This window comes from Paenibacillus naphthalenovorans, assembly GCF_900099895.1.
Lineage (GTDB): Bacteria > Bacillota > Bacilli > Paenibacillales > NBRC-103111 > Paenibacillus_G > Paenibacillus_G naphthalenovorans.
In genome coordinates this window covers 35,021-47,512 of the sequence record NZ_FNDY01000019.1, presented here as the reverse complement: position 1 = coordinate 47,512, position 12,492 = coordinate 35,021, and the positions used below count along the sequence as shown (strand labels likewise).

Below are 12,492 nucleotides of genomic sequence, written 5' to 3'. Positions count from 1 at the left end.
GGAGGGGAAGCGTAATGGATTTTATAGGTGCATTGTCCCCTGTCAATATACAATTTATGCTGCAAGGCTTTCTGCTCACGATTGAGGTGGCAATCCTCTCCATTGCGATCAGTTTTGTCATCAGTATTCTTGTGGGCACCGTTCGGTACGCCAAGGTACCTGTATTAGGCAAAGTATTCGCGGTCCTGGTCGAGACCATCCGCAACCTGCCGCTGCTTTTGATCATCTTTTTTACCTACTTCGCTCTGCCGGAGGTCGGCATCAAGCTGGATAAGTTTACAGCGGCCGTCGTCGCTCTGGTGATTTTTGAATCGGCCATGATCTCCGAGATCGTGCGAAGCGGGTTGAATTCGGTCGAAAAAGGGCTCATCGAAGCCGGCCGTTCCTCCGGATTGACAGCGACGCAAACGTTAAGATATATTGTTCTTCCGATCGCTCTTCGCCGGATGGTGCCACCTATGGTCAGCCAATTTATCTCGCTGCTGAAGGATACGTCTTTAGCGGTGGTGATTGCGCTGCCGGAGCTGATGAACCACGTGCAGATCATTAACGGTCACAATATCAATTACGTCATACCGACGTTCCTGTTTGCAGCTTTGCTCTATTTTGCAGTCAATTACCTGCTTTCTATCGCATCGCACAGGCTCGAAAATAAACAGGCCTAAAATTATGAATCTTTTCCCACGCGACAAAATGCTCTTTCTTCCTGTACCATAGGAAGAGGGAGTATTTTTGGTATCCGGAGCAGAAAGGAGCGGCGAATCAAGATGCGGGATCACAGATTGTTCATCTGGGTCGTCATACTTCTGTCGACGGCGCTGCTGGGAGAGGTGAAAATGATCCCATTCGGCGGGGATTTCCGATTTTCACTTGGTATCGCGGCGTATTTCTTCGGATTATTGTGGTTTTCCGTTCCCGTCCTTGCAACAGGCTTATCGGCAGGTTTGTTTATCGTCTTTTTTCGGATTGTGATGGATGCTTCGCTGTACGGTATTCCTTGGACCGAAGGCATCGTGCAGCATATGCCTGTATTTTTTTATTATGTTACGTTTGCGGTGGTCATCTCCCTGCTAAAAATAAAAACTAACGTGGAATATCCGTTGAAGGTCGGTTTTTACGGTGCGTTTGCGGATATCGCGTCCAATGGAGCGGAGCTGCTGATTCGTATGGTGTCGGGCTCGCCAACCATGATAACGATCCATGGGGTTTTGATGATTGTGCTGATCGGCTTGCTTCGCAGCTTCTTTGTCGTCGGACTCTGCAATATGCTGGCCATTCGGCAGGTGAGGGCCCAGGGAGAGCAGCGCCGGCAGGAATTGGAGCGGTTAATGCTCATTAATTCGGATTTATTTGAAGAAGCCTTTTATCTTCGCAAATCGATGTCCCATATTGAGGACATCACCCGGGAGAGCTACCGCTTATCCAAGGAGCTAAAAATTCTTTCTCCTCCTCATGCGGCGCAAGCGCTCCATATCGCGGAGAACGTGCATGAACTCAAGAAGGATTCCCAGCGCATTCTATCCGGCTTATCCAAAATCATTCAGCAGGAACGGATGCTGTCCAAGCGCATCCCCATTTCGTTTCTTTGCTCGATGGTAGCGAGGGCCAATAAAAACTACAGCCTGCTGCTGGGCAAAACCATCGAACTGGATAACCGATGCGACGTAAATCTTTCTACCGATGAGATTTATCCGCTTCTTTCCGTACTGAACAATATCGTATCCAATGCGGTCGAGGCCATTGAGTCCCAGGGACGGATTGAACTCCGGGTCGATCTCGAATTCGATTCCGTCGTATTCTACGTGACAGACAACGGTCCCGGCATCTCTCACGATGAGTTGGACTTAATCTTTCACCCCGGCTATACGACCAAATTCGACGACGAAGGGAACTCGTCAACCGGTATTGGTCTTTCGCACGCGGCGGATATTGTCCGTTTGCTCGGGGGGAACATAAGCGTATACAGCGTACCGGGTCAAACAAGGTTTGAAGTCCGGATTCCGTCGGAACGTTTAATACAAAGGGAGGAGGCCGATCATGCTGAAATTTTATCTGGTGGATGACGACCCTGCCGTCCGAAAAATGATTTCCCGGATCATTAGAGAAAGCGGCCTCGGAGAGGTCACCGGCGAATCAGATGACGGAGCGCAAACATCCAGAGAAGACATTCGGGATGCTCAAATCGTGATCATCGATTTATTGATGCCTGGCCGCGACGGGATTGAAACCGTCAAAGCGCTTAGGGAAGAAGGCTACGAGGGCAGGTTTATCATGATTTCACAGGTAGAGAATAAGGAAATGATCGGGGAGGCTTACCAGCAAGGAGTCGATACCTTCATCCAAAAGCCGATTAACCGCCTGGAGGTTCTTGCCGTCTTAAGACGTGTATCGGATCATTTATTATTGGAAAAATCCATGCAAACCATCCGTCAATCGCTGAGTTTATTGGAGACATCTGGCATTGCGGATTCCAAAGGAAAAACGGCCGAGCGGAAGGAAAAATCCATCGAAGAACAGGCCAGATCCTTATTGCCGCTATTGGGCATCGCCGGAGAAGCGGGTGCCTCTGACCTTATCCATATTGTCGGTTGGTTGAAAGAGCAGGAACAAGACGGGAATATGCTGCCCGATTTGCCGCCGCTCAAAACCATTTATGAGCAGGTTGCCAAGAAGAACAGCCAGCATCCGGATGCAAGCATGCTCAAGGACGTGCGCGCGCTGGAGCAGCGGGTACGCCGGCTGGCGCTGCAATCTCTTACCCATCTTTCATCTTTGGGATTAAACGATTACGGAAACCCGACTTTCGAATATTTTGCCTCCCGTTTATTCGATTTTCAGGAGGTGCGCAACAGGATGCGAGAACTGGAGGAAGACAGCAAGACGTCGTCCTCCAAGTTGAATATTCGAAAATTTCTGTATGTATTCTATATGGAGGCGCGTTCTCCAAGTCATTGAAGCCACATCGTTCCTATTTTTTGCATTTGAGATCTCATTTGCCTGCGGGCAGCGGATTTGCGATAATGTGTTTATGACTTTAATGGAAAAAAAGGAATGATGGTTAATGGAGAAAAAAAAGAAGGTGCTTGCTTTCCTGGGATCCTACGCGGATTCGTCCGGTCCCGGATTATATGCCTGCCGGTTCGACACGGAAACCGGAAGTCTCGAAATCGTCGATCAAGCCGACGGCCTTCAAAACCCGACTTTTCTCGATGTCGATCCTGCCGGAAAGAAGCTGTACGCCATAACGGAAGGAACGGATTCCAGCGGTCAGCGCCGCGGAGCCGCCGCCGCTTTTCATTTCGATCCGGCAAGCGTCAAATTAACCTTGGTAAATAAGGAAAACACCGTACCGGCGCCTACCTGCCATATCACCCTGGATCATTCCCGCCAATGTGTCATCGTATCCAGCTACCATGGCGGCATGATCGGGCTGTCCCCGCTTCTGGAGGACGGAAGCATCGGTGCGACAACGGATATCCACCAGCATCGGGGCTCCAGCATTCTTCCCGTGCAGAACCAGCCGCGTGCGCATTCCGTTTTTCTCGACCGTTCCAATCGCTTTGCCGTCGCTTCCGATCTGGGCCTGGATCGAATCTTGATCTACAGGCTGGATCTTCCCAGCCAACGGTTGATTCCTCATGGGGAAGTCGGGGTTGCGCCCGGATCCGGTCCGCGGCACTTTGCCTTTCATCCGTCATTGCCTTACGGCTACGTGATTAATGAGCTGAATGCCACCATTACCGCGTTCTTCTATAATGAGGAACAAGGGGAATTGAGTGAAATTCAAACGGTGTCTACTCTGCCTGACTCCTATAAGGGAGAAAACGCATGTGCGGATATTCATATTTCCCCCGACGGCCGTTTTCTGTACGGCTCCAACCGCGGACATGACAGCATTGCGGTATACGCCATCGATCCGTTAACAGGCAAGCTCACTTTAGTGGAGCACGCCTCCACGCTGGGCAGGCATCCCCGCAACTTTGCACTGTCGCCGGACGGACGCTTTCTGCTCGCCGCCAACCGGGATTCCAACAATATTGTCACATTCAGCAGAGATGCAAGCACCGGCAAGCTTCTTCCTGCCGGAAGTGTACTGGAAGTGTCCAAGCCCGTGTGCATCAAGTTTGCCGTTTTGGATTAAATTCACGGGCCCGTCCCTCCGTTCTTGCGGAGGGATTTATTCATTTCGGCAGGAGGGTGCCCCACAGCCGAACAGCCATGAAACCTATGCACCGAATCTTTGCCTATAGCCGCACTTCCTGCATAATTCTTCAACAGCCTCTCTCCTGGAAAATCCATAGAAAAGATTGTTCGCTCTTTCACCTTCTACAATTTCAGAGAAAGAACGGCTATGGATATTCCCTAGATTAATCACGCCTTCTCCATCCAGACAGCAGGGCACGACGGTTCCGTCAACCAGAATCGCGGCATGGCTCCGAAGCGCGTGACAGAAGCCCTTACCGTCATCCTCAGGCGCTTGCAAGCTCGGCCATTGAAATTCATGATCCTGATTCAAATAAATGCGATCTGCAATTTTGACCCCGCTGCCCGGTACGACTTTTTCCTCAATTTTGAAGTCCAGGTTAAACTCTTTCTCCAGCATGGCCAGCGTTTCCCGGTTTCTGCTCTTCTCCAGGTTGGTGGCATTATCTTTATCCAAATTCCACAGCCTGAACGAAATAATCACCTTATGCTCGACCGCTTCCCGGACAAACGAAAAAATGTTGGCCAGGTATTCTTCCCGGTTCGTCGACCCCTCATGCCCGTCAAAGCTGTGAAGCGAGAAGTTCATTTGGCGCAGCACCGGTTTTCCGAGGATTTTATGCCCGGCTTTATGAATCAGCGTTCCGTTCGTCGTTATATTGACCTTAAAGCCTTTGGCGTGGCATGCGTCGAGCAGCTCATCAATTTTGGGATGAAGAAGCGGCTCGCCTTTGACGTGAAGATAAATATGATTCGTATGCGGCTTGACCTGATCCAATATGTCATTAAAGGTGTCCGGCCTGATAAAATTAGCCTTTCGGCTCGTTTGCGGGCAAAAGGAGCAGGCCAGGTTGCATACGCTTGTAATTTCGATATATACTTTTTTAAATCTTTTCAAGACCTGCTCCCCATTCTATTCTGTTCTATGGATCGTTCTTCGAATGATCGAATGGCTTCGCGGGCTGCATCGGGTATCGGCGTGCTTTTCCCGCTGTTTGTATCCACGAGCACAATCGTCCCTCTTCCGGCTGCTCTCAACTGGCCATTCACGGCCAAGGCGTATTCCAGATCCAGAGAAGATCGTCCTATATTGGCTGTTCTTATATGGAGCTTCAAGGGGTCCCTCAAGTAAATTGACGCCAGATACTGGCATTCCAGGTTGGCAACGACCGATACCGTTTTATCGTTGAACAGATCCTCCGTCAATGCGAGATGTTCAAAATACTCGATGCGTCCCTGCTCGAAATACATAAAGTAGCTGACATTATTCACATGTCCGAGCAGATCCGTCTCACAATAGCGGACTTTAATCGGAATGGAAAAATGAAATTTCTCCAACCAGCTCTGAGGGTCAGGCTGGACAAAGCTTATCGTTTTCACAGGATGAGTCTCCTCTCGTTATGCATGCAGCAGTATATCTACATATTTTAGTGCTAATCTATTGTATTCGCAAATACGGGGCCGTCCCATAAGTTGCTCTCTTACTCGACCTTTTTGGTTCATCGCCGCCCACTTTAATAAATTATGGGCAAGGGAAAGCCACCCGACCTCCAGGCTCACTTTGGGCAAGCCGCGAAGTCAGGACGCCGGAAGTTCCGGTTATTTTTCATTTGTCCGAACACACTCTCCGATCATACGTCGAACTGACAACGCGTAGCCTTCCTCACTTCGCAGCTTTTCCCGCGTCTGCCGCTTGTAGCGAAGGTACTTGAGACTCACCCGGATTTCCCGGTTCCCTTTGGCTTTCGTGCAGGCATCCTTCAAAGGACAGCCTGTACACTCTCGACTCCGGTAGTGGCGCAGACGAACCTCATAGCCGCTTTCCGTTTGTTGCTCCATTGGCAGACAGAGTTGATCCATGTTATATTGAATGTACAAAAGAAGCCCTCCTTTGAATGGTTGCTCGTCACTTCCATTTTACCAAGGTTTGGCTTCTTTTTGTTTTACAAAATTAAAAAAGGGGGTATCCCCGTCACCTCAGTGACTTTTTGGCCCCCCCGTCAACATAGCCGTCTCTGCGGTTACCTGATTTCAACTTCACAGAGGCGGTTTTCAAATCAATTCAATTAGTTATCGTTATTGTATTCGATAGGCGGCTTGTAAAGCCTTGATAGGACTGAACAATGTAATAAGAGCCTGCTGGTAAAGAAGGTATACTTACCGCACCATTGTGTCCTACAGTATAGGTACTGCCGATGACCGTATTATTGCTTGCATCGTATACACGCACTTCAGCGCCTGAGATTAAACCTGACGATTCCAATGTCGATCCGTTTTGAGTTAAGGCAGGGGCGAGAATCACCGTAACCGGGATTTCTAACGTCATTCCCCCATATACCGCGCTAATCACTGTCGATCCGGAGGCACCGGGTGTGATGACCCCATTGGGAGCTACAGCAGCAATGTTCAGATTTTGGGATATATAAACCATATTAGCATCATAAGTCACGTCGGTTACCGTTCCGTCCCATCCGGCTGCACTTACCGTCACACCTAACGGTGTCAAATCATAAAAAACAATCGGACCTGCAGGCGAGTAAGTAAGAGATGTAACCGTAGGTGTGTTTATAATAGAAACCGTATACGTCCGGGATGAAAGACCGTCAAAAGATCTTGCGATCACTTTATCTCCATTCATAACAAAGCCTGTACGAACCGTAGTTCCATCGGATTGGTACACCTCTAACGATGTTCCCGGCGAAACGGAAAGTCCTGCCTTGAAGCTCTCTACCGGCGTATTTGCCGGCACCAGAATTTCGCGCACATTCTGATCAATGCTATATACTGCGGATGTTATCGCAGTATTGCCGATTCCGTTAGCAAGATGGCCTTGTGCAGCACTTTCATTTGCATAAAACTGATTAATATCTGTGAACGAGCTGATCAAGCCGTTAGACACATTCATTTCAAACACAGTCCAATAAAGCTCTGAGCCTGCTCCGGTTGGAATATCGTAAGTTTTTGCAGGCGTTGTCGTAGCCCCCACGTATACCTCAATATGAGCTCCCGATTCCCTCATATTCGTTTCACCGGAAAAATTATGCACATAAAAACGATAAGTACCGTCTACCAATTGACGAATGGTCGTCGTTTCAGGACCATAAGAAGTAACATCGTCATGGTCCAGATCTGCGTATACAGCGCCGGATACGGAATGAATTCTATCCGCATACCAAGTATGGAAAACCCCTCCATTCGGTATTGGACCTACAAGATGCGAATCAAGATCCCGAGGCCGTTCACCCCAGGTTAATACAATACGAATTTCATGGGCTGCCGCTACACGAATAGCCGTTGCATTCTCATTGGTGTTACGCACGTTACTTGCTGAAACTCCAACGAGATAGGTGGTAATAAACCCTGGTTTGGAAAGCTCACCCGTATAAATCCCCGGCGGTAAATCAACAGAATAACGGCCGTTGCTATCGGTGACAACCGTAGCGACGATGGTACCGTCCTTATTATCCAGTCCTCTCCGGAAATGAATCGTCATCCCGGCAACGGGTTGATTCTGAACATCGACAATTCTTCCTTCAAAACCGTATACCGTTTCTGTCACAGTATCATCGTCAGAAGAACTATCATCGTCATTGGAACTGTCATCATCGCCGGAAGAACTGTCATCGTCACTGGAAGAACTGCCGCCGCCTGATGCACCACCGCCGGAAGTACTGCCTACACTTATTCCGTTCCCTGTGGTGATATTGGAAGGAGTACGTTCAAAAGTCGAGCCGTTCGCATTCACGGCGGCACGTTCTATTGTCCCGTTCCCTGTTACGGAAGCTGCCGCATTCAAAATCAATTCGGCGATGGATGCGCCCGTTCCAACATTTATTGTCGTATTGCCTGCTTCCCGGGCAACGGTAAGCTGCTGGATCGAACCCTCAGTCAGGCTTACCCGTACGCTGGTGGCCTGCACATCCACTGTATTGAATTGCCCGGCTAAAGTTACCTGAGCATGAGGGGGCAGCACACTGGAAAGAATGACATCGGTAATCGTGCTCGTCCCTCTTGCTTCCAGCAAAGCACTCGACTGTACCGTGAATTGCTGTACGCTGGTAGCTCCTTCTGCCACGATACGAACGCTGCCGTCTGCTTTATTTACAATGACGGTAAGCAGCACGGAATCTTCAATATGTACCGAGTTGGCACCACCGCCATTGACGGTGGTAATACCTTTCACCGTTACATTCTTTAAGAAGACATCCCCTTCACCGATCGATTCAGCTAATAGAAGATTGCCTTCAATGACCGTATTTCTCAAAGTAACCCCTTGAGCGCTGATGACTACATTTCCGCGGATCGTCTCTACACCTGTTGCAGGACCAAATGTACCCTTGTGATCGTAGGTCACGACAGGAATCGCGTTAGACTGAATCCGATCCAACAGTACGACAATTTCTGCTCGCGTCATAGCGTTGTTGGGCTTGAATGTTCCATCTTCATATCCGGATAAGTACCCTTTGGCAGCAAGTGCACCAAGGGAACCCTTGCTCCAGCCGGCAAATTGCGCCGCATCTTTGAATGTTTCGGCACCCGCAGCATTTTCTTGCAGTTTAAGCACATTCTTCAGCACGACTGCTGCTTCTTCACGACTGATTTGTTGATCAGGATGAATTGTTCCATCCGGGTAACCGCTAACATATCCCGCCGCTTGAGCACGGGCTATTTCAGATACGGCCCAATGCGAAGCACTAAGGTCCGTGAAGGATACGGAAGCTTCCTGGCTAAAGTGGAAAGAGCGATTAACTAAAGTAAAAAATTCCGCTCTGCTGATACTCTGATCCGGCTTATAAGTTCCATCCGAATAACCTGACAATAAACCCTTGTCGATCCATTGCCTCATTTCTTTCTCGGCCCAATGCTTGTTAATGTCGGAAGGCGCTGAAGCCGGTGCTGCGATCACGAAGCCCGGTAATGCGATGAGCACGCATAACAGGAGTACGATCGCTTTGGATACATACTTCATTCGTTTCAACCCTAGTTCCTCCTTAAGTTATAGTAGCATGTATATATTACCATCGTAAGATCAAAGCTACAACAAAATTTTACATTTTTTTAGTCTTATTTTCCCATTTTTTATTTCTATTTTAGTTCAAAAGAAACAGTATTTCCCGGGAAAGTTCCTGAAAGCCGAAAAAGACCCTCTTTGGTGAGGGTCTTTCGTCTTATAATAATGATGAATAACGGTTAAGGAGCGGTCACAACCGTCACTCTGGTTCTCACTTCCGCCGAGCTTCCTTTATAAGCGATAAGATCAAATCGGCCGACGTTGCCTGTGACGGTTACCCGTCCTTCTGCATCGATGCTCACTGTCCCTAATGGAGCGCCAGGATTCATTGGCTTTATATAGTCTACGCCGAATGAGTTGCCGAAGGCGTAGTTATAATTCACCGTATTGCTTCCTTTATAGCCGATGCCATAATTGTCTTTAAAAGAGAGGCCCATTAAGGTGTAGACATTTTCCGTCACCGAGCCGCCGGACGGCAGCGTTAGTACAGCCGTTTCGTTATCCGCCGTAAAAGAACTGACGGAAAGCGGGTCATCCTTAACGTTAACCTCTACGTTTGCTATTTTTTGTTCATTTTTTACCGTTGTGTATACTACACTGATATTCGTTTTACCCGCTTTACTGCCAAGAACATAAACGTTGCCGTTTTTAACGGCTGTTTTTACGATCTGTGTATCGGAAGCGGCAGCGCTCTGGCTAAAACCGTTAACGAAATAGATCTGTTCTCCCCGGGCGTTTTTAATCGTAAAAGACAGCTTTCTGGCAAACAGGCTCTGGGCAGGGTCGAGATGCGCATCCTGATAAGCCGCGGGAACGATGCTGCCGGGGCGGTATAAAGCCGGTACGGCATCCAGGGAATAGGTGAGATCATTCGCTCTTTTGATCTGCACCGTTCTGGTTGCACGGGATATTTCTGTTCCATTCTTCAGCAATTGAGCCGAAAAGGTGTATGAACCACCCTCTTGCCCAGGAGGTGCGTAAAAACGGAATCCGTCGTTGAACGTTTCAAATTCAGCTCCGGTATATTCGAAAGCCGGACGATTGGCATGTCCCTTGGCCGGATCTTTATCCAATGTCAATCCATAAGTGGTCTCTGTAACGGTATCCGTAAACGTCGAGCCCGGATCAAGCCGGATGGAGTACACGTCGCCTCCGCTGGCCACGATTTTACCCATAGCCACATTGTTGGCCGCGTCCAGTTCTTCTCCATATTGATCGACCACGGTATAAGTGAATTTGGTATAGCTTCCGGGAACAATCTCACTTGCAGGCGCCTTTACTTCTTTAAAACCAGCAGGAATGCGGGCATTCTGTACGGCATACTCACGGAAAAATGAAGCGGTCTTTCCTTGATCCATGATATCGGCGGTAAGACGGATTTTACCGTTGGCCGGAGCGGTAATTGAAGTGAGCCAAATGCTGCCTTTGTTCTTGCCGGCCTTCTCAATCACCGCACCCGTGCCTAATGAACCGTCCCGCCGATCGGCCTGAGCACCGATTACAGTGATCCTGACCCGATCGGCGAAAGCGTCGCTGGTCAAATCTTCGAGACTCAGCTTGGCTCCGGACTCGTCATAGGCTGTAACCGGAATGTAGACGTTCGTGTCTCCATTAGCGATCACTTTGTTCATATCGCCGAATTCAATGGAAACCGCTTTGGCATAGGCTTGAACGGCAATTGTAACCGAAGCCGAGCCTCCCTGAACGTATACGCTGGCTGTATAATCCGCTGCAAGAAGGATGTCCTCAATAAGAGTGACGTGCGCCTGAATCGTATCGTCTCCCCGTTCATCCACAATATCATAACGGAAATTCGCCGTTCCGGGATGAAAGTGAAGACTTACGGCATCCTTCAGATTCGCCGTCCCCTGGCCGGCTTGAAGCGCTTCGCGCAGGGCGTTAAATCCCAGCACATTCCCATACTGGTCATATGGAATCAAATCGAATACGGCCTTCTGTCCCTTTGTCTTAATCGCCGTCCGGCTGTCCGAATAGGAAACCTCACCCGCCTTCAGCGTCGTCACCACCGGCTCGGCGCCTATAGTAAAGCTTTTTTGCACGGCGATATTCGTATCGTTATGCCGGAGATTAACTTGTATAAGAGTGGATCGCGAATTCAAATGGTACGTCAGCGTATCCAGGGTGAGCCTCAAATCCCCATCCGGTGTTTTGTCCAATCTCGGATGCAGCGCCGAACTGTCATTTACCGTATAGGAGAACGAAGCGGGCGAGAAGGAAGCTTTTTGCCCATACTGATTGATCGCCTTTAACCGAATCGAGGCATAGCGCGATTTGGCCAGCATTTCACTTTCCGTAACAAATTCAATGCTTGTTACGGTTTCGTTGTCCGCTGTAAATTCCGCCTCGATTTGCTCCACATCCTCTTCCCTCAATCCTCCCAGCGTCACCTTGTACCGGCCCGCGGTAAGCTTGCCTTCCTTCAATGTAAGAACGGCGGAGGGGTGCCCCTCTGTATATGCAACCGTCGCCGCCACTTCCACACCGTCCTTTGTTAAGACCAGTGTAGCCGTATCCGGATCCACTTGCCGGTTCAACTGTACCTTCACCTTGTTGTAATCGGTCGCTTCCGCCGAAACAACAGAGACCTTCCCGGCTTCGGCTGCATTCAATTGCAATTGGTATGCTTGGTGAGCCTGATAGGAGGCTTTGATAAAATCTTCCCGGGTTGCAGCCTCATCTCCGGCTTTGCCTCCAAAATCGATGCCCTGCGTTTGGGCTGCCTGCATATAGCCGGTGTACCAGGCTTCATTCGGTCCGGTTGGAGCGGCTTTTATTCCCAAGCCTCTGACCAGGATGGCAGCAAGCTGGCCCAGCGTGATCGACCCGTCAGGATCAAAACGCGCTTGATCGACGCCTTCGATCAGTGAAGCCTGTTTGGCCGCTTCGATGTAAGGAATTCCCCATGCGTGTTCGGGGGATTGAGCGCTGACATCCGTAAAAGTAGACTTTTGAACCGATGAATCTACAGGTATGCCAAAGAGCTTGGTCGCTATTTTGGCGGCCTGCACCCGTGTCAGCCGGTCGGCCAGCCCGAAGTGGTAATCGGACATGCCTTCGACATAACCTTGGGCCAGCATGAAGTCCACGATTTTTCTCGTATCGGCTTCAATAGAATCCAAATCTTTAAAATGTTCCGAGGTTTTAACCTGAGGATGGGAATAACCGGATGAGGTATCGGACGGACTCGCCGCATTGGCCAAGGCCATCGGATACACGAGAGACATCGCTATAGTGGATGCCATAGTAAAAACGGACAA

The 12,492-nt window shown here is 49.4% G+C and carries 8 protein-coding genes and 1 pseudogene; 4 read left to right on the top strand and 5 right to left on the bottom strand.

Features of this window, described 5'->3' with window-relative positions; genetic code table 11:
• Positions 1–14 precede the first annotated feature (14 nt).
• The 4 genes from BLT35_RS17090 (at position 15) to BLT35_RS17075 (ending at position 4,141) form a co-directional block, all read left to right on the top strand.
• A complete protein-coding gene (locus BLT35_RS17090; RefSeq protein WP_062410772.1) occupies positions 15–665 on the top strand; it encodes an amino acid ABC transporter permease in 651 nt (216 codons plus the stop codon).
• A gap of 102 nt (positions 666–767) precedes the next feature.
• Positions 768–2,063, top strand: coding sequence for an ATP-binding protein (locus BLT35_RS17085; RefSeq protein ID WP_074729108.1), 1,296 nt, complete (start codon positions 768–770; stop codon positions 2,061–2,063).
• Positions 2,038–2,955, top strand: coding sequence for a response regulator (locus tag BLT35_RS17080; RefSeq protein ID WP_062410770.1), 918 nt, complete (start codon positions 2,038–2,040; stop codon positions 2,953–2,955). The genes BLT35_RS17085 and BLT35_RS17080 overlap by 26 nt, the downstream gene beginning before the upstream one ends.
• Positions 2,956–3,061: 106 nt before the next feature.
• Positions 3,062–4,141, top strand: coding sequence for a lactonase family protein (locus tag BLT35_RS17075; RefSeq protein WP_062410769.1), 1,080 nt, complete (start codon positions 3,062–3,064; stop codon positions 4,139–4,141).
• 84 nt (positions 4,142–4,225) lie between these two features.
• On the opposite strand, the gene BLT35_RS17070 is transcribed toward BLT35_RS17075, so the two are convergent.
• The 5 genes and pseudogenes from BLT35_RS17070 to BLT35_RS17050 form a co-directional block, all read right to left on the bottom strand.
• The gene (locus BLT35_RS17070; RefSeq protein ID WP_074729106.1) at positions 4,226–5,101 is read right to left on the bottom strand and encodes a radical SAM/SPASM domain-containing protein; all 876 of its coding nucleotides are present in this window, start codon (positions 5,099–5,101) and stop codon (positions 4,226–4,228) included.
• A complete protein-coding gene (locus BLT35_RS17065) occupies positions 5,098–5,583 on the bottom strand; it encodes an acyl-CoA thioesterase (protein ID WP_054818439.1) in 486 nt (161 codons plus the stop codon). Before BLT35_RS17065 ends, BLT35_RS17070 begins: the two co-directional genes overlap by 4 nt.
• A gap of 111 nt (positions 5,584–5,694) precedes the next feature.
• Positions 5,695–6,030, bottom strand: a pseudogene (locus BLT35_RS17060) (transposase); the annotation flags it as partial.
• A gap of 235 nt (positions 6,031–6,265) precedes the next feature.
• Positions 6,266–9,172, bottom strand: a complete 2,907-nt coding sequence (locus BLT35_RS17055; protein WP_254777596.1) for an S-layer homology domain-containing protein — start codon at positions 9,170–9,172, stop codon at positions 6,266–6,268.
• 221 nt (positions 9,173–9,393) lie between these two features.
• The gene (locus tag BLT35_RS17050) at positions 9,394–12,477 is read right to left on the bottom strand and encodes an S-layer homology domain-containing protein (protein ID WP_175472007.1); all 3,084 of its coding nucleotides are present in this window, start codon (positions 12,475–12,477) and stop codon (positions 9,394–9,396) included.
• Between the last annotated feature and the right edge of the window lie 15 nt (positions 12,478–12,492).